Source organism: Terribacillus saccharophilus (assembly GCF_002272745.1).
GTDB classification, from domain to species: Bacteria; Bacillota; Bacilli; order Bacillales; family Amphibacillaceae; genus Terribacillus; species Terribacillus saccharophilus_B.
Map to the genome: position 1 here is coordinate 329,274 of NZ_NPBD01000001.1, position 18,292 is coordinate 347,565.

17 protein-coding genes, 1 pseudogene and 1 riboswitch are annotated in these 18,292 nt (G+C 41.3%); of the genes and pseudogenes, 10 read left to right on the plus strand and 8 right to left on the minus strand.

Annotated elements, in window-relative coordinates; translation table 11 throughout:
• Positions 1-16: 16 nt before the first annotated feature.
• The 6 genes from essC (at position 17) to CHH58_RS01660 (ending at position 6,640) form a co-directional block, all read left to right on the plus strand.
• On the plus strand, positions 17-4,450 hold the full coding sequence (gene essC, locus CHH58_RS01640; RefSeq protein ID WP_095261916.1) for a type VII secretion protein EssC: 4,434 nt from the start codon (positions 17-19) through the stop codon (positions 4,448-4,450).
• Positions 4,451-4,462: 12 nt separating this feature from the next.
• Positions 4,463-4,909: a YwqH-like family protein gene (locus tag CHH58_RS01645; protein WP_170937485.1), complete on the plus strand. Its 447-nt coding sequence runs from the start codon at positions 4,463-4,465 to the stop codon at positions 4,907-4,909.
• Positions 4,854-5,654 carry a hypothetical protein gene (locus CHH58_RS01650; RefSeq protein WP_095261918.1) on the plus strand — a complete coding sequence of 267 codons (801 nt, stop codon included), beginning with the start codon at positions 4,854-4,856 and terminating at the stop codon, positions 5,652-5,654. The genes CHH58_RS01645 and CHH58_RS01650 overlap by 56 nt, the downstream gene beginning before the upstream one ends.
• 58 nt (positions 5,655-5,712) lie before the next feature.
• Positions 5,713-5,874 carry a hypothetical protein gene (locus tag CHH58_RS18535; RefSeq protein WP_249275000.1) on the plus strand — a complete coding sequence of 54 codons (162 nt, stop codon included), beginning with the start codon at positions 5,713-5,715 and terminating at the stop codon, positions 5,872-5,874.
• A gap of 101 nt (positions 5,875-5,975) precedes the next feature.
• On the plus strand, positions 5,976-6,167 hold the full coding sequence (locus CHH58_RS18540; RefSeq protein WP_249275001.1) for a hypothetical protein: 192 nt from the start codon (positions 5,976-5,978) through the stop codon (positions 6,165-6,167).
• The gene (locus CHH58_RS01660) at positions 6,164-6,640 is read left to right on the plus strand and encodes a DUF5085 family protein (protein ID WP_095231074.1); all 477 of its coding nucleotides are present in this window, start codon (positions 6,164-6,166) and stop codon (positions 6,638-6,640) included. The genes CHH58_RS18540 and CHH58_RS01660 overlap by 4 nt, the downstream gene beginning before the upstream one ends.
• A 42-nt stretch (positions 6,641-6,682) precedes the next feature.
• On the opposite strand, the gene CHH58_RS01665 is transcribed toward CHH58_RS01660, so the two are convergent.
• From CHH58_RS01665 to CHH58_RS01685, 5 genes are read right to left on the minus strand one after another with little or no spacing between them, the layout of a single operon-like run.
• Entirely contained in the window at positions 6,683-7,345 is a 663-nt protein-coding gene (locus CHH58_RS01665; RefSeq protein WP_095233190.1) for an SOS response-associated peptidase, read from the minus strand.
• A gap of 41 nt (positions 7,346-7,386) precedes the next feature.
• Positions 7,387-8,124, minus strand: a complete 738-nt coding sequence (locus CHH58_RS01670) for an energy-coupling factor transporter transmembrane component T family protein (RefSeq protein ID WP_095261919.1) — start codon at positions 8,122-8,124, stop codon at positions 7,387-7,389.
• Positions 8,117-9,724, minus strand: coding sequence for an ABC transporter ATP-binding protein (locus CHH58_RS01675; protein ID WP_095261920.1), 1,608 nt, complete (start codon positions 9,722-9,724; stop codon positions 8,117-8,119). The genes CHH58_RS01670 and CHH58_RS01675 overlap by 8 nt, the downstream gene beginning before the upstream one ends.
• Entirely contained in the window at positions 9,721-10,299 is a 579-nt protein-coding gene (locus tag CHH58_RS01680; RefSeq protein ID WP_095261921.1) for an ECF transporter S component, read from the minus strand. Before CHH58_RS01680 ends, CHH58_RS01675 begins: the two co-directional genes overlap by 4 nt.
• Positions 10,296-10,904: a YkoF family thiamine/hydroxymethylpyrimidine-binding protein gene (locus CHH58_RS01685; protein WP_095261922.1), complete on the minus strand. Its 609-nt coding sequence runs from the start codon at positions 10,902-10,904 to the stop codon at positions 10,296-10,298. Before CHH58_RS01685 ends, CHH58_RS01680 begins: the two co-directional genes overlap by 4 nt.
• A 79-nt stretch (positions 10,905-10,983) precedes the next feature.
• A riboswitch (TPP riboswitch) is annotated at positions 10,984-11,088 on the minus strand.
• 200 nt (positions 11,089-11,288) lie between these two features.
• On the opposite strand from CHH58_RS01685, the gene CHH58_RS01690 reads away from it, so the two are divergent.
• Positions 11,289-12,554 carry an erythromycin esterase family protein gene (locus tag CHH58_RS01690; protein WP_095261923.1) on the plus strand — a complete coding sequence of 422 codons (1,266 nt, stop codon included), beginning with the start codon at positions 11,289-11,291 and terminating at the stop codon, positions 12,552-12,554.
• Between the two features lie 103 nt (positions 12,555-12,657).
• Here the strand turns inward: CHH58_RS01690 and CHH58_RS01695 are convergent, their stop codons facing one another.
• The 3 genes from CHH58_RS01695 to CHH58_RS01705 all read right to left on the minus strand — a co-directional run bounded on the left by CHH58_RS01695 (position 12,658) and on the right by CHH58_RS01705 (position 14,867).
• Positions 12,658-13,410, minus strand: coding sequence for a PAS domain S-box protein (locus tag CHH58_RS01695; RefSeq protein ID WP_095231068.1), 753 nt, complete (start codon positions 13,408-13,410; stop codon positions 12,658-12,660).
• A gap of 155 nt (positions 13,411-13,565) precedes the next feature.
• Entirely contained in the window at positions 13,566-13,790 is a 225-nt protein-coding gene (locus CHH58_RS01700; RefSeq protein ID WP_095217421.1) for a sulfurtransferase TusA family protein, read from the minus strand.
• Positions 13,791-13,805: 15 nt separating this feature from the next.
• A complete protein-coding gene (locus CHH58_RS01705; RefSeq protein WP_170937486.1) occupies positions 13,806-14,867 on the minus strand; it encodes a YeeE/YedE family protein in 1,062 nt (353 codons plus the stop codon).
• A gap of 264 nt (positions 14,868-15,131) precedes the next feature.
• On the opposite strand from CHH58_RS01705, the gene CHH58_RS01710 reads away from it, so the two are divergent.
• The 3 genes and pseudogenes from CHH58_RS01710 to CHH58_RS01720 all read left to right on the plus strand — a co-directional run.
• Entirely contained in the window at positions 15,132-15,569 is a 438-nt protein-coding gene (locus CHH58_RS01710) for an immunoglobulin-like domain-containing protein (RefSeq protein ID WP_095261924.1), read from the plus strand.
• A gap of 20 nt (positions 15,570-15,589) precedes the next feature.
• Positions 15,590-16,477 carry a TIGR01777 family oxidoreductase gene (locus tag CHH58_RS01715; protein WP_095261925.1) on the plus strand — a complete coding sequence of 296 codons (888 nt, stop codon included), beginning with the start codon at positions 15,590-15,592 and terminating at the stop codon, positions 16,475-16,477.
• 328 nt (positions 16,478-16,805) lie between these two features.
• Positions 16,806-18,200, plus strand: a pseudogene (locus CHH58_RS01720) (glycoside hydrolase family 30 protein); the annotation flags it as partial.
• Positions 18,201-18,292 lie beyond the last annotated feature (92 nt).

Sequence of the window (18,292 nt, forward strand, 5' to 3'; positions counted from 1 at the left end):
AGAGGAAGTAGAATAGATGGCACATAAAACACTGCTCGTAGCATATAAAGATAAACTGCATAAATGCCATTTGCCCGAACAATCCAGTCAGACCGTAATCATCAGCGATAGACGCAGGGATCAGGTGACGATAGCCGGACTGGCAACTGAACTAGAACTGGAATGGGACGGACAAAGACTATCATATCAGCAAGAAGAGATTCGCGCTGCTAAACAAATAGGGGAATTGCAGCTCTATTTGATTGATGCAAAAAAGTACAACGCATTTGATATTGCAGGTCAGCAATCTGTCACATTCGGTGCTGGGGATTACAATGATATTAATAAACAGCATTGGAAAGCAGATTTCGTACTCCTGCGTGAAGCAGAAGCGTCTGGTTTCCGCATAGATTTACAAAGCAGAAACGTCTACCATAACTACCGGCTGCTCCAAAATGATGTGCAGGTGGAAGAGGGAGATGTTTTATTCGCAGATGGCGTCTTGCTGACAGTGTATGGCGACACTATTGAAATTCAGACAAATGGAGATCTCGAATCCTCCTTGATGGAATTGGTCGGTCAAGAGAAACCCTACGGCGGGGAGTATCCAGACTATCATCGTTCTCCGCGCATCATTTATCGGGAACCGGAGGAAAAGCGAACGATTGCTAAGCCAGCCAATAAGCCAAGTAAGCCAAGTGAGCAGTTGGCGAGGACTATTGTACCGCCGCTTGTCATGATAGCGGCTTTAATCGCTATTTCACTGATTCAGCCACGGGGGATTTTTATTATCGTAATGGTAATCGCTACTGTAGTTACGGTCATCTTCTCTATCACGTCTTATGTGAAAAATGTACGCAAATACAAGGCGGATATGAAACACAGGGAAGAAACTTATAAGCGCTATTTGAAGCGAAAAACGAAGGAACTTTATCATGCAAGTGAAGAGCAGCGACATGCACTGCATTTCCACTATCCCGATGTAGAGAAAATATCTGAAATGGCTGCTGTAACCGAAGCCCGTATTTATGAGAAAACAGCCTATCACCATGATTTTTTGAGCTTTCGTACAGGATTAGGGAGAGTAGATACAAGCTTCGAAATTTCTTACAACGAGGAAGAATTTACGCAGGAACAAGATGATTTGGTAGATGAAGCAAGACATTTACTTGACCAGTTCAAAGAATTGCAGGATGTGCCAGTCATTACTTCTCTGACGAAGGGACCGGTTGGTTATATTGGGCAGAGAAAGCTTGTACTGGAACAACTTCAGCTGTTAGTGATACAACTTTCTTTATTCCACAGCTATCATGATCTTCAATTCGTTACAATTTTTCCAGAAGAAGAAAAGAAAGAATGGGATTGGATGCGATGGCTGCCGCATGCAAGTGTGCGAGACATCAACGTTCGCGGCTTTATCTACCATGATCGTTCCCGTGATCAGGTCCTGCACAGCTTGTATCAAGTACTGAAAGAGCGGAAGCTGCAAGTTGATGAAAAAAGTAATTCAAATGAGAAGCTCTATTTCTCACCACATTATGTTGTGCTAATCACCGATGAGAAACTAATATTGGATCATACGATCATGGAATTTTTCAATGAAGATCCAAGTCAATACGGTGTCTCACTTGTCTTCGTTCAAGATGTGATGCGGGCATTGCCGGAGCATGTGAAGACAGTCATCGATATACGTGATAGCAATGACGGAAAAATTATCCTGGAAGAAGCGGAGCTCGTCAATAAAGCATTCAAGCCAGATCATTTTCCAAAGGATTTCAATAAAGAAGCTGTCTCACGGGCTTTGGCACCGTTAAACCATCTGCAAAACTTGAAGAATTCTATCCCGGAACAAGTAACCTTCCTGGAGATGTATGGCGTAGAAAAGGTAGAAGAACTAGCGATTCAAGCACGCTGGCGCAAAAATGAAACATACAAGACACTTGCTGTACCGCTTGGGCTGAGAGGAAAAGAAGATATTGTCCAGCTGAATCTTCATGAGAAAGCACACGGTCCGCACGGTTTGGTAGCGGGTACGACAGGATCTGGTAAATCGGAGATCATCCAGTCTTATATCCTTTCGCTTGCCGTAAACTTCCATCCTTATGAAGTCGCATTCCTTCTGATTGATTACAAAGGAGGAGGTATGGCGAATCTGTTCCGTAAACTTCCGCATTTGATGGGAACGATCACCAACCTGGATCGCGCACAATCGATGCGTGCTTTGGCTTCCATTAAAGCAGAATTGCAGAAAAGGCAGCGTCTCTTCGGAGAGTACAATGTGAATCATATTAACCAATATCAGAAGTTATTTAAACAAGGAAAAGCAGCTGAACCGATGCCGCATTTATTCCTTATTTCGGATGAGTTCGCCGAATTGAAATCCGAACAGCCTGATTTCATGAAGGAACTCGTTTCTACTGCACGTATCGGACGTTCCTTAGGGATCCACTTGATTCTTGCGACACAGAAGCCGAGCGGTGTAGTTGATGATCAAATTTGGTCCAACTCCAAGTTCAAGTTGGCATTGAAGGTACAAAATGCAAGCGATTCGAATGAAATTATCAAAACACCTGATGCAGCGGAAATTACACTGCCAGGTCGTTCTTATTTGCAGGTCGGTAACAATGAAATCTATGAACTGTTCCAAAGTGCATGGAGCGGAGCAGACTATATTCCAGATAAAAATGATGAAGACCATGTGGATCTTACAATCTATAGCATCAATGACCTCGGTCAATACGATATTCTGACGGAAGATTTAAGCGGATTGGAGCAAAAAGAGTCTATCGAAAAAATTCCATCAGAGCTCGATGCCGTCATTGATCATATTGCTGATTACACGGAGAAGCAGCAGATAGAGCCGTTGGCACGCCCATGGCTGCCGCCTCTGCCAGAGAAAATTTTCGGACCGGAACTTCACCCGGTGGCATTCCGCGACGCATGGAAAGAACCGAAAAAACCTTTGGAGCCGATGATTGGTTTACTCGATCAGCCGGAAATGCAGCAGCAAGTTCCTCTTACACTGAACTTATCGAAAGATGGTCATATCGCTGTATTTGCAAGTCCAGGATACGGCAAGTCGACATTCCTGCAGACGGTTGTAATGGATTTGGTTAGACAGCATAACCCGGAACATTTGCATGTGTACTTGCTTGACTTTGGTACGAATGGATTGTTGCCACTGAAGAATCTGCCACATGTAGCGGATACGTTCCTCGTCGATCAAGTCGAGAAAGTAGGCAAATTAATTCGGATGCTAAATGGGGTCATGAAGCAGCGTAAACAAAAGCTTAGCCAGTACAGTGTGGCGAACATAGGCTTATTCGAAAAGGCAAGCGGGGAAACTGTACCCAATATCTGTCTGGTGATCGATAACTATGAATCTGTCAGGGACAGTGATTTTGGTGACGATTTCGAGAAAGTCATCACACAGATTGCCCGGGAAGGTGCCAGCATTGGTATTCACTTGATTATCAGTGCCGGCCGCCAAAGTGCAATGCGGATGCCTTTGCTGTCCAATATCAAGACACAAATTGCTTTGTACCTGATCGAGTCCAACGAAGCAAGATCGATTGTTGGACGCACCGATATAGAAATTGAAGAAATCGCAGGTCGAGGTCTTGTGAAAATGGAGGAGCCAGCATTATTCCAGACCATGCTGCCTGAACACGGAGAAGAAGCATTGGAAATCCTTGATCGGATTCAAGATTTATCCAAAGACATGAACGAAGTGTGGGATGGTGATTATCCTGATGCTATTCCGATGATGCCAGAAGGTGTCGTGGACTTCTTAGAATTCAAGGAACAGCGCCGCACTAAACGGATATTGGAAGAAAAGAAAGTGCCGCTTGGACTTGATTTTGAAGAGGTACTGCCTGTTGCCTATAATCCAGCGCAATATGATCACATGACAGTCATCAGCGACCGGAAAGATGGATTGGATCGTATGATCAGATCTGTCGCTAAGAACGTTACTTTATTAAAAGATGTTTATCAAACGATGCTTATTGATACAGCAGACCAGGATATGGCTTATGTAGGGAAAGACATGCACACTTATGTGTCTGAATCAATTGGTATCTCAACTATCAAAAACGAGTTTATAAATGAGATCAAGCAACGTAATTCAGATGGAATGTCGGAACCAAAATGGCTCGTTCAGATTGCAGACCTGCAGGACTTCACTGAACGTGCCGGACTTACTCTAGAAGAAGCCACTCTCATGATGGAACGCGGCAGCAAAGCAGGCATTCATTTCATCATTTGCAGCGACTACAACTATCTTGGCATGAGCTATGAACAAGTACCAAAGTACCTTCGCAATCAAGCCATATTCGGTCTCGTAGGTATGCGCTTGGGCGATCAGGATATCTTCAAACAGCCTTTTATCCGCCAGGAGAAATATCCTGAACCGTACGAGTGCTATGTAGCCTTGGATCACCAGCATGTGAAAGTGAAAATACCGGAGTAGGAGGATATTTCTTTGAGTAAGAATCTGAGCATTTTGCAATCACGAAAACGATCTTTGCTGAATGGAATCAGTGAGGCAAGAAGCCAAGCAAATATCTGGGGCGATAAAATCAGTCGCCTCCAGGAGGCTTCTAACAGTCTTCAGGCAGATATCACTGTACTCGAAGCAGACAAAAGTAAAATTGACTCCTTTGAAATAGACAAAAAGCGCTGGAAGGGGAAAGAAGAAACCCGCTTTTCAGACGCTTATGCGGAATACAAAGAACAAGTCCAGCACTTTCTTAAAAAAACAAAACAAGCGAAAGAAACAATTGATGATGAAATAGTCCGCTTCGAAGCGAATCGTGCCAGTTGTCTAGCCAGTGCAATCTTACATCAAGTAAATGTAAGTAGGGGGCGATCCTTTGAAAGAATTAAAACAACAAGATTTTGCAGCATTCAGAAGTTCTTTAGAATCTGACCGACAAAGTATTGAAAGCTTACGCGTTATGATAATCGTATCGATTATTTTAACAGCTATTTTGTTCTCGTTAACTTATATAGTCGTTTTTGATTATTCCACCTTTCCAAATAAAGAGATTATTAGGGAGTATCATCTATGGATTACAGTTGGGATTACTTTCTTCTCTTTAATCTTCAGCTTCTCATCAATATCCAAAAAGTACCAGAGATTACAATACTTACTAACGGTAATCATATCACAAAATTTGTTTGGATGGATTTTCTTCATGGCAGCTCTTTTATCAATCGGCAGACTGCCAGAGGTAGATGAGTCAAAAGTAATTAGCCTTGCAGGTATGTTAATAACCGCAGGAATCCTTGTCTTAGTGTTAACTTTACTCCGGTTATTAATACTATTACATAGAGGTGCATTCAGGATTGATTCAAACAAAGTAGAGTCAAGATCAAAATGGGAGTCTCTTATCAATAGTAAAAAGCCAATTATTATGGTTGGAAGTGTTGGACTAGCATTGATAATTATTTCTATTTTGAATTCGATTGATATAAATTATATCCAAGAGATTTTCATATTTGTAATATCTTCTTTGATATTCTTGGCAATGCAATTCGTACTTCCAGAACAACTTGTTATCCTATATTGTAAAATTAAATTTAAAAGCTTTAATTATAGTAAGAGTGGGACATTATTTCCATATAATTCGAGTTTTAAAAGTAGGAAAAAGAAAAAAGGTCTCAATCCTTAATCAATGTACATAAGAGTGTAAGTTTAACATCTTAAATTTTGGAAGGGAGAATTTTTTCATGAACATTGAAACAAAGCAACTCTATTTTTCCGATGTATTAGTATATAAGGATACCATGCTGCGTGAGGATTGGCAGGAAGGTGTAGTTGTCATGGAAAACTTCATGTTGAACGAAGATATCTATCGGAATGGCCCAGTTTTTTTTCAGTTAAAACAGTAGAAAATGAACCTAAGTATGGAAAGTTCGAATATTTTCTACCAATTAATGAATGGGCGGAACTAGAGGCACATCCAAATTTTCGATTTGAGCCGGAGTTTGAAGTGGGAGAGGCATTGGTTTTGCGTCAGGCTTCAGAAGAAATAGATTTTCAAACAGCATACTCCAAAATCAAGGACTATGCAGATTCGGAAAATATAGAGTTGGAAGACACATATTATTGTTTTTTGCTAGAAGTATATGAGGACATTATTATAGATGTCTATGTACCTATAAAGCGGGGCGATACCAAATGATAACAAACCACAAGTTTGCATATAGGAACGTAGCCTCTAAATATTACGAGTTCAGACCTCAAGATATTGATAAAGCGATGGATGATTTTAGGCAGATTCTAGAAGGAAGAGGTCTGCATTTGTCTGGAAATATGTTCTTTTCCATATTAAGTGATCCTCAAAGTGAGATTATGATTGCAGAGATTTTCTTATCAGTAGAGGAAGATTCAATAAAAGGTCTAGTTTCTCCAGAGGAAGAGATTAGATTTCGCAGTTATTTCACTCTAAGCCCAATGGTAATGACGAGAATAATGAAGGATTTTGATCTTGAATCTCAAAAAAAATATTGGGAACTAGTAAGTTATTTACAAGTGAATCATTTAGAGCAAGCTACTCCAGTTTTTATAGAGTTTAAGAACAGTCTATCTGGAATTGATTATGTGGAAATGAGTATTGGGTATAGTATAAATGGAGATAATTATAATTTCAGTTAAATAGACATTTACATAAAAAGGAGCATGTCCGGCATGCTCCTTTCACAATGGATTAATCAATTCCTCACTATTATTCCTCGGCGAATTCACCAGCGTAGAAACAGGGTAAGCAGTCAGTTCCTCAGAATAAGGCTTTAGCAATGACTGCAATTTATCTGGATCTTGCTGTTCACGATCGAGCCATATGTCCTGAGAAGCAGCTGAGAGTATAACCGGCATTCGGTTATGAATCTGTTGCATGAAGCTGTTTGCTTCGGTTGTGATGATGGTGCAGGTGAAGATGTTGCTGCCATCTTCATCCTGCCATTTCTCCCACAGACCTGCGAAAGTGAGAGGAGTTTTATCTTTGCGCTGGATGCGCATAGGCTGTTTTTTGCCGTCTTCAGTTTTCCATTCGTAGAAGCTGTCAGCGGGAATAAGGCAGCGTTGTTTCTGGAAGGCTTTCTTAAAGCTGCGTTTTTCCAGAAGTGTTTCAGATCTGGCGTTGATCATTTTGCTGCCTATCTTCTTATCTGATGCCCATGGCGGGATGAGTCCCCAGCGCAAGGTTCCCAGCCGTCGTTTAGTACCGTCATGTATGACTGCTGCAATTTGCTGCGTTGGTGCGATATTATAGCTTGGTTCGAGTGTTTCCATTTCTGAGACAGCATCATAGGTGCGCAGGAGCTCTTCCCAGGGAGTGAGTAATGTAAATCTTCCGCACATCTTCATCTCTCCTTTTTCCTCCATTATAACCCTTCAAACTGTTACTGAAACGATTTGGAAACAATGATACATAGAATAATGGCACCTAGCATGACAATGGCAAAGATCCAATCGATCCAATTAGTGTGATAAGTACGGTAAAATGTTCGATCTCTTTCTCCTGTAAAACCCTTTGATTCCATGGCGATGGCTGTCCGCTCTGCTTTACGGATTGCACTTGCCAGCAGGGGAATAGTGTATTGTTTGTACCTGCTAAATCTGCTTGTATTCGTTTTGGCTCCGCGAATAAGATGAGCAGAACGGATTGTCGTTAACTCATCTTTTAGTAAGGGCAAAAAGCGATAGCCAGCTAAAATGCCGTATGCTAGTTTTGGCGAAACGCGGCATTGCTGGATCAGACTTAAGATGAATGCCACTTTATCTGTCGTCAGAACGAATAGCAAGGATAGCGTGCTATAGCTGAATACACGGATAGCTAACGCAAGTGCATCCTGCACTGTTTCTTTCGGCAATTCCCAGAAGAGGAACTGCTGTGTGACAGATGGATTCTCCGGTGTCTTTGCAAACAGCAAAGTAGAAACGAGCATACCGATTGCGAACATGGTGAATGGGAGCAGATATAGAAGGTACTTTCTTATCGGAACTCTCCCAAATAGTAATGTAATAGCAATTGTCCAGCCGATGTACAAAAGAAGTGCTAATGGATCAAAAAGGAAAGCTATCACGATTGCTGCTATCGTCACTGTTCCGGCTTTAATGCTAGGATTGATGTTATGCATATAGGCTAGCCTCGTCTTTCTGCTTGCTGTAGGCTTCTTTTGCAGGAAGGGAGAGTCCATATACAGACAAATCCGTTTTCTTCCATATTGCAGCAGGTTTATCATCCTGGACGACTCTTCCTTGATCAACAATCAAAACGCGTGAAGCGAAACGGTCGACAAGGTCCATGTCATGCGTGATCATAATAACTGTGCATCCGCGCTGATGATGTTTCCAAATAAGATCCATCAATACTTCAGTAGTATGGCTGTCTTGGCCAAATGTCGGCTCATCAAGCACGAGAAGCTGAGGCTCTTGGACAAGCATTGTCGCTACACTCAGTCGTCTTTTTTGTCCTTGGCTCAAAGTGAAAGGATGCTTTTCGGCCTGTGCTGCTAATTGGATTTCCTCCAAAGCCTTCTGGATTTCTTCCTCGTTTGCTGTCTGACCAAAGGCAAGTTCTCCCCAAACAGAGTCGGTAAGAAACTGATGCTCAGGATTTTGAAATACATAGCCAATCTGCTGGTATAGTTCATTCGTATTCCAGCGACGAAGTTTTTTATCGAGAAATTCAATATCCCCAGCAGTTGGTTTCAGCAATCCAGTTATCATTCGGGAAAGAAGTGTTTTTCCGCTGCCATTTTTACCTGTAATAGCTAGAAATTCTCCCTGTCTAATAGCCAGGGTAGGGATATCCAGCAAGACTTTTTCTTTAATCCGAAAAACAGCATTATCCACGCAGACTATACGTTCCCCAGTCTGCACAGCCTCCTGGGGTTTTGTCTGAAACTGCAAGCCGTGAGGGAGAAGGTCAATTGTTAGCGGCCAAGGCTTTGGAAGCTGAGCTTGCTTAGCAAGCAGAGCTGCTTCTGGCAGCCAAATGCCGCGCTGCTGCAGCTCCTCGTCATAGAGATTGACTGCCTCACACAAGTCTCCGTCAAAGTATAGCGAGCCATCTCGATCTAGCAGCAACGTCCGGTTAATAATTGGCAGCCAGTAGTCAATGTTGTGCTCAATAATCAGAAGCGTTATATCCTGCTGTTCTTTCAAGTGACGTATTGTTTCAACAAGGTCTTTGCTAGCAGCTGGATCCAGGTTGGCTGTCGGTTCATCTAAAATGAGCAGTCGAGGCTCAAGTGCCAAAACTGCTGCCAGTGCTAGCTTCTGTTTCTGCCCTCCGGAAAGGGTGTGGATCTGATCTTTTCTTCGATGCTGCAAACCGACTAAGGAGAGGACTCGATTGATTTCTGACTCCATCAAATCTGGAGACATTTTTTTATTTTCTAGGCCGAAGGCAATCTCATCTTCTACGGTTAGCATGCAGAATTGTGTTTCTGGATCCTGAAATACAGTTCCAACCTCTAAATTGATTTTTCCGCTTTTGAATTCCTCAATATGGGATCCAGCAAAGGAGATACTACCGCTCATTTTCCCATCCAGTTCTTTTGGATACAATCCGTTCAAACAGTACGTGAGTGTGCTCTTTCCAGATCCGCTTGGTCCAAGTAGAAGTATGCTGTCTCCTTCCTGGACCGTAAAACTCAAATCTTCTAAGGTAGGGGTGCTCTCTTCCTCAAATGTTACAATCAGCTGGTCAACTTCCAGAAGGGGCTGTTTCATCCTGCTTTTCGCTGGCGATACATTTTACCGAGCGGGAAGCTCGTCAATGTTCCTGTTTTAGCCAGCGCTTCACTGATTGCTTTACCGATCAAGCCGCTTATGACAGCTCCACTGATGATCCGGACAATAAGCATAAGTACAACGTAAGAAGGGTCAAGAGCTACAAAGCCACCGCGGAAATAACCCCAGATGAAACTTGTAATGGCAGCCCCAACACCAGCACCCATTAATACGAGGACATGATAAGAGCGATAGCGTGTGATGGCAAATGCTGCTTCAGCACCAAGTCCCTGCACGATAGCAGAAAGGATGATGATCGGCCCGACACTGCTGCCAATCAGCACTTCGACAACGCCTGCAATCGTTTCCGAGACAAGTGCAACACCAGGTTTTTGAATGATATAGGCAGCTACGATGGAGACTAGGAACCATACCCCGAAGATAATATCAGTTCCGATCGGTCCGATTAGTCCCATCATGACGACGTTGACTGGCAGGAATAAGAGATAAACAATCCCGAACACAACAGCGAGTGCTGCCATGACGACAATATCTTTCATGCGCCAGCTTTTCATTTAATCACAACCTTAGCAGACGGACTATTAGCTGACATTGTCACCGTCATAACAGTATGGGATGATCCGGACGCCTCAGTTTCAGTGAAAACATGCTCCAAACCATCGAAGACGTCAAAAGCATTGCCATCAAGACGAGTGGAGTAATGGGACTTAGAAACAGTGATTCCACGAGAGCGCATATTCTCAATCTGAGTATAGATGGTGTCCATGTAATTTCCGCCGCCTAAAGGATAAAGCGAGAATTTGGATGCTGTCTCAAGCTTAATATCTTTTACATTCGGAAGGTTCAGCTTTGTTTCGTCCTCGGCCATATAGACATCCCCAGAAGAATCACCAGGGCAGCCGATGGAGTATGTACCATTGAACACAACATGGTCGCCATCTTTAGCTGCCGCTAGGAATATAGCAGAGGTGACATCAAATACGTGTGGAATTCTCCCGCGCACTAATGTTGTGACATCGTCTGTCTCAATCCATACTTTTGATGTATCCACAGTTCTCAGTGCCTCTAATATAATTTCTTTGAACTTGTCTGCCATCGGATAAACCGAAAAACTGCAGCCGGCAATACGACTAGTTCCGCAATAATTTTGTATTTCCATAATGATTCCTCCTAATTTTTTGCATATAAAAAGCGACTGCACCATAGGGTGCAGTCGCAGAATATACACAAAGAATAGGACAATTCTGGCTGCACTTCCCCACGCTGGTATTATCCAGATCGAGTTCAAAGGGTCAGAATCATTTGATTCCTCTCAGCCGTTACCAGCTCCCCCAGTGCGTCGCAAACTTATGCAATTGATACGTCTATAGTAAAAAAGATAGCTGAGTTTGTAAAGGGTTTCTTGCTGAAACATTCTGATTATATATCTAAAAGGCCATACTACATCGAATAATAAACGTAAAAAGTGCTGTTCGAAAGTATTTTTTTATCTGATTTATCACACTTTAAACCTAACACACTTTAGAGTGAAAGTTGGGTTTGAATGGACTTAAAGGTCATACAATCAATCAAAAAACACGCAATTCCGTTAACAGATGAAGCGGATTTAAGTATCATCAATGAAAAAACAGGCAGTGCAAAATATGTTTTGTTGGGAGAAGCATCGCATGGTACGTCCGAATTCTATACGCTACGTGCTGAGATAACCAAAAAGCTGATTACGGAGAAGGGTTTTACCTTTGTAGCAGTGGAAGGGGACTGGCCGGCATGTCAGGCTGTAAACCGGTATATTAAAGGATACGATACGGAGAGTACATCAGCTAGGGATGCCCTCAGCAGTTTTAATCGATGGCCAACATGGATGTGGGCGAACGAAGAAATTATCGATTTGATAGAATGGATGAAAGAATACAATGAAAAGCACAATGTGCAGCCGAAAGTTGGCTTTTACGGAATAGACATGTACAGTCTTTGGGAATCGATGGAGGAAGTGATTGCTTACTTAACGAAGATTGATTCTCCTGACGTGGAGATAGCAAAAAAAGCATTTACTTGTTTTGAGCCATTCAACAGGGACAACCAAGAATATGCTGTTTCTGCTGGTTTGTATTCTGAAGGCTGTATTGACGAAGTAGCCAAGCTTTTGGCAACGATTCAAAAAAAGAAAGATCAGTATCCATGTGAAGAAGAGCTCCGTCTGAACCTGGAGGTAAATGCACTTGTAGCATATAATGCAGAGCATTATTATCGTTCTATGGTTGTCCGTGATGAGGAATCATGGAACATAAGAGATACCCATATGGTGCATGCGCTGAATGAAGTAATGAAGTTTTATGGATCAAAAGGTAAGGCGATCGTTTGGGAGCATAATACACACGTTGGAGACGCCCGGGCTACAGATATGGGGCATAACGGGATGGTCAATGTAGGAGAGCTAATACGGCAGCAAAATGCTCCTGAGGATGTGTATGTAATAGGCTTCGGTACGCACAGAGGAACTGTAATAGCAGCAGATGAATGGGGAGTCAATCATGATGTGAAGATTGTTCCAAAAGCGGTTAGGGGATCCTGGGAAGATCTCATGCATCGAGCTGGAGCATTCGATAAAATGCTCTTTTTCGATAAAGAAAATGAACATTTATTCCAACAGAAAATCGGACATCGAGCTATCGGAGTAGTGTATCGGCCGGAGTTTGAACAGTTCGGTAATTATGTTCCCTCTCATATGGCCCAGCGGTATGATGGGTTTATCTATATTGATGAAACAAATGCTTTAAGTCCTTTGGCAGTCGAGAGGGTTTTGCTTTAAGGTAATATATTTCCGAGGAGTCGTTATAATTTCGACTCCTCTTTGAATATATTCAAATTTCCTGTCTGAACTGCTTTATTATAATAAGAGGAAGAACTCTAAATCAATGTACTCCAAGGTAATCTAAAGCATCCTTTACTGTAGACATCGTTGGTGAGGATAACAAGCTAAGATCCATTTCAACTGCTTCTATCGCAAGCTCTGGTCTTATACCAGTAAAGATAGACTTTATACCGAGCAAAGAGAGAACGTGATTAATCTTGAAGAGATAATCTGTTACAACTTTGTCCAATTGTAAGATACCTGAGAAATCAATAATTAAACATTGCACATCCTGCTGCTTTGCCTTGTGAGGAACCAGTTGTAAAAGCTGTCTTGCACGCTCTTCGTCAATTGAACCAACTAATGGTAAAATGGCTATTCCGTTTAAAAGGGGCACGAGAGTAGCTGAAAGTTCATTGATTTGGTTCATCATTTCCCTGTTTTTTCTCTGAGCTTCTTTCTTGTCAGAGATGTCTCTTACATATGTTTGAATAGCCTTCGTATCCTCAATGAAAACAGGATGACAATATAATTCCACATCTGCAGTTGTACCGTCCAGTTTGAAGATCGATTCCTCTATTACTTCAGCAGGCTTAGTATAGGCTGACTGAATTCTTTTTCGAATCGCTGATTTGGAACTCTCATGAAAAATATCCAATGGACTTGCTCCGATAAGATCTTCTCTTTTTCCATTAAAGAATACTTCAGCAGCATGGTTAACATAAATTACCTTTAAATCTGTATGTACAATTAAGGGATCCAATGAATATTCAATAACTTCGCGGTAATTAATTTTCGATATGTCTTCACTCATCTTATCCCTCCTAGTGAAAGTATAGAGAAGTTTGGATAGGTTAACAAGTCAAGTATCATTTGCTTCGAGTTTACAAAGGATGATTATAGATAATATCATTTTTTCTTATAGAAAAAAGATTGCAGAGAATCAAGAAGCTTCTCTGCAATCTTCTTTTATTTCTTTTTAATTGTAATAGTCCAGGCAGCTTCGCCTAATTGCTCATATGCGGTCACTTCATGACCTGCTTCCGCCGCCCAGCGGGGGATGGATTCTGTCCCTTGTGTACAATCAAATTGTACTTCCAGCTCATCACCTGTCTGGATTTCTTTTATTGCTTCTTTTGCTTCTACTAGTGGAAATGGACAAACCATACCCATTACTTCCAATGTTTTTTTCATTTCTATACACTCCTTCTAAGCAGTTGCTGCTTGTGCAGTTTGTCTAGTCTTCTTACGCGGACGTACAAATACAAAGTATGACGCAGTCCATGTGCCTAACATCATGAACCCTAAAGAGATCCATCCTTGCCATGTCATCATGGCGGTCATCACCAAACCGTTTCCAATGGAGCAGCCGCCGGCTAAACCAGCTCCGAATCCCATCATTAATCCGCCGCTAAAACTATTAATAGTCGTTTTGAGGTCAGGAAGTCGGAATCTAAACTCACCACTCATTTTTGCAGCAAATAGTGAACCTAAGAAAATACCGAGTACGAGGAATACACCCCAATTGATGAAGCTTAGTTCTCCTGTAACCAAGTATTGCAGAATATTAGCAGAAGGCGTTGTAATTCCTAATCCAGAAATCCGACCCGTAGCGACACTTAAAGGCCACGCAAGGATAGCGATGAGTCCGATAAGAATTGCAGTGACGAATGGATGCCAGCGTTTTTCGAAAAGAATATGTGCAAGGCCGGATTTTTTCGGTTTTAAACCGGGGATTTTAACCGTAGGTTTTCTTAAAGTACGGTATACAACAAATCCGACGATGGCAACAAGAACAGCAATTAAGATCCAGTTATTCATGCCGAATGTTGCAGCAATAGAGTTAGATTCAAGCTGTACCTCTTTTACAGCTGTGTCCAAAGGCAGCAAAACCCCTGATTTCATCATTGCAGCTACAAGCATATAGCCAGCCAATGCAATCCAGCTGCCAATTAATCCTTCTCCTGCGCGATACCAAGTACCTGTTGCGCACCCGCCAGCAAATATTATGCCGATACCAAAGATAAAGGAACCAATGATTACAGCTACAATCGGCAGTGATCCTGCATTAAATTCAAATACTCCTAAACTAATTAATGTATATACCCCAACACTTTGAATTGCTATAGCAATTAACAATGCATAAAACATGCGATTATCTTTCGCTAAATACATATCGCGAAAGCCACCTGTTAAACAAAAACGACCGCGCTGCATCACAAATCCAAGCAGCGCCCCGCATAGTAAACCTGTTAAAATCATTTGAAGCATGTAAGCACCTCTCTTATTCCGAGTATTCTTATAGGTTTTATAATAATGTTTAGCTACTTCGGAATCAACCCCTAATTTTTTTATTCTGAATTTATTAGTAAGAGAAATGATACCAACAAGGACAAGTAGAACCGATCAGCTTTACAGCATCTGCCGCCTGTTTGATATGATGAGCAACGAGCGTATCCAGGATTGGTTAGTTTAAATTGGGTATTTTTGTAAGGTTATAATTATGATAAAGTTTGTTTATGAAGGGGGAGTAAGGTGAAGCAAATCATTTTTCTATTGTTATTGGTCTTTATAGCAGGTTGTGAGACAGAGCTTGAGCCAAGTAAGTATGCAGATGAATTGAAGTCTGCAAAGGACGTACTGATCGAAATAGAAGATGACAGCTTAAAAACGGAAGATGGTTTTAAATTTCATATAAAAAACAATAGCGAATATCCCATTGCTATAGGTCGTGAATATGTCCTTGAAAAATATGATAAGAAGAAAGAAGAATGGTTACAGATACCGCTTAAAGACAATATGGGTTTTCAAGAGGATGGTATATTCATTGATTCTGGTACTGAAATAAGTTTTTTTGCATCGTTCGATATTTTCAATTACAACTTTCCAAAGGGTGATTACCGCATTATAAAGGTTCTGTCTTCAGAAGGAGATGGACTTTTATTGTATGATGATTTCAAAATTATTAAGTAAAGATAGAAAGGAGTCGGAATATGAAAAAAGTGATTATTGCTGGAGGAACAGGCTTTATTGGGGAATTCTTTAAAAAGAGATTTCAGGAATTAGGATACGATGTCAGTATTATCTCAAGGCAAAAACAACATATCCATTGGGAAGATAGATTGTCCATTCAAAGATCATTGGAAGGCGCCGAACTTCTCATCAACCTTGCAGGTAAATCTGTGAATTGCAGATACAATGAAACGAATAAGCAAGAAATAATGAATTCAAGGGTAGCAACCACGAAAATATTAGGCGAAGCTGTCCAATCCTGCAGTAATCCTCCTGAACTTTGGATTAATAGCAGTACGGCAACCATTTATCGTCACGCAGAAGATCGCCCGATGACAGAAGCTGAAGGGGAAATAGGTTTGGGCTTTTCTGTCGATGTTGCTACGAAATGGGAGGAGACATTCTTTTCATATAAATTGTCCCAAACAAGACAAATAGCTTTGCGCATAGCTATTGTGTTGGGTAAAGGCGGCGGAGTCATGACTCCATACCGTAATTTAGTGCGTTTCGGTTTGGGAGGCATACAAGGTTCAGGAAAGCAGATGTTTAGCTGGATACATATTGAAGACTTATTTCAAATTATACTCTTCGTGAAAGATAGGAAGGAGTTGAGCGGTGTTTTCAATTGTTCTGCACCGCAACCTGTTACAAACCGTGAATTAATGAATATACTAAGACATGAAATGAATGCTCCGCTCGGTTTGCCCGCCCCTAAGTGGATGCTGAAGATAGGATCAGTATTCATTCGGACTGAAACAGAGTTGGTTCTGAAAAGCCGTTGGGTCATTCCTGATCGATTAGAACGTGAAGGTTACAACTTCAGATTTAAAACACTTGATCATACATTACAAAACATTTTGCATGCATGAACAGTCTGCAAGAATAAAACTTCGGATTACCATGCTTTATTCTTTTAAAAAAATATATTGTATATGAACAGAATCCGGAAGAAATGTAACCGATGTTTATTAACACCCTCAAAGAACTTCTACAGAGGTTCTTTTATTTTTTGACTACTAAATAACTTGTTAAACAATTCAGGAGCTTGGTACCTATAAAATGTAAGCGCTTTAATTTATATTGAGTAGTATAGAGAATGTCTTACATCAATTGAAGGAAAGGATGAAGACAATGCGTGTACTAAAACGAATTTCGAAACCGTTTTTGATTGTTCTTATTGCTTTTCTTATTCTGTCGATGAATCCAGGCTTGAACGAAGCCAAACCTAAGCAAGAAGAAGTGAAGGTATGGTTTAGTTCCGAAAATGCTCCGGCTGACCGAAGCTGGTACGATGGACCAAAAGAAATAACGTATAAGCTGGATCAGCAGTCATCTCTCAAAATTACGAACGAAAAGGAAATCAACGGGACGACGATCTTTGTAGACCCAGACAAGCAGTATCAGCAGATGCTTGGAGTTGGTACTTCTTTAGAGGAATCTTCTATCTTTAATTTGTCGAAAATGGCTCCTGGTAAGCGAAAACAAGCACTTAGAGATCTGTTTGATCCGAAAAAAGGAATTGGAATGGATGTTATTCGGATCACGATTGGAACGTCGGATTTTACCGCACAAGATGCATTTTACACGTATAATGATATTCCTATTACAGAAACAGATTATGATTTAAGCGAGTTTTCGATTCAACGTGATATTGATTTGAATATTGTTTCAACCTTAAAGGAAGCGCTCAAAATTAATCCGGACATTAAAATATTTGCCTCACCATGGAGTCCGCCAGCTTGGATGAAAACGAATAACAGCTTAATTGGCGGGCGGTTAGAAGAGAAGAATACAGAAGTACTTGCTGCTTATTATCGGAAATTTGTCCAATCATACAAAGAACAGGGCATTCCAATCTATGCAATGACAATGCAAAATGAACCGCTGTTGGAGATAGATTATCCGAGTATGTATATGACGCCGGAACAGCAAAGTGAGTTGGCGGTTTTACTCCGGGGGGAACTGGATACCCATCATTTAGATACAAAACTATGGACATTTGATCATAATTTCAGTGAAGCACGTGATTACGTTTCAACCGTCTTCGAAGACGATGCGGCAAATGATTCGATAGCTGGTATCGCATTTCACGATTATGCTGGTGACCCTAAAACGATGGGAGAAATTAGCCGGGATTATCCTGATAAAAGCCTTCATCTTACCGAGAGATCTGTCTGGGGGACTGCAGGAGCAGATAGAATTGCTCAATATTTTAGAAACGGTGCGGCTAGCTACAATGCATGGGTAACAATGCTCGATAGCAACATCAGTACCCACCATTGGATCGGTACTCCGGATCCAACAATGTTGATTCAAAATGCAGATAACGTAAATAAGTATTGGAAGATACCAATCTATTATATGACTGGTAATTACTCAAAGTTTGTTGATCGTGGTGCGAAGCGGATTGACAGTAACTACGGATCTCGTGATTCCGTTACAAATGTTTCTTTCTTAAATCCTGATAATTCTATCGTAACAGTGGTTACCAATCAGACAGACAAAGCCCAAAAGTTTCGCGTTGTAGCAGAGGGCAAGCAATTTGTTGCTACACTCCCAGCACGAACAGTAGGGACCTATGAATGGCAGCATCCTTCTCAACAGGAAAACGATAATCTGATCGAAAACAGCAGCTTTGAAACAGGAACGTTAGATCAGTGGACGGAAAGAAATAATGGTGCTTC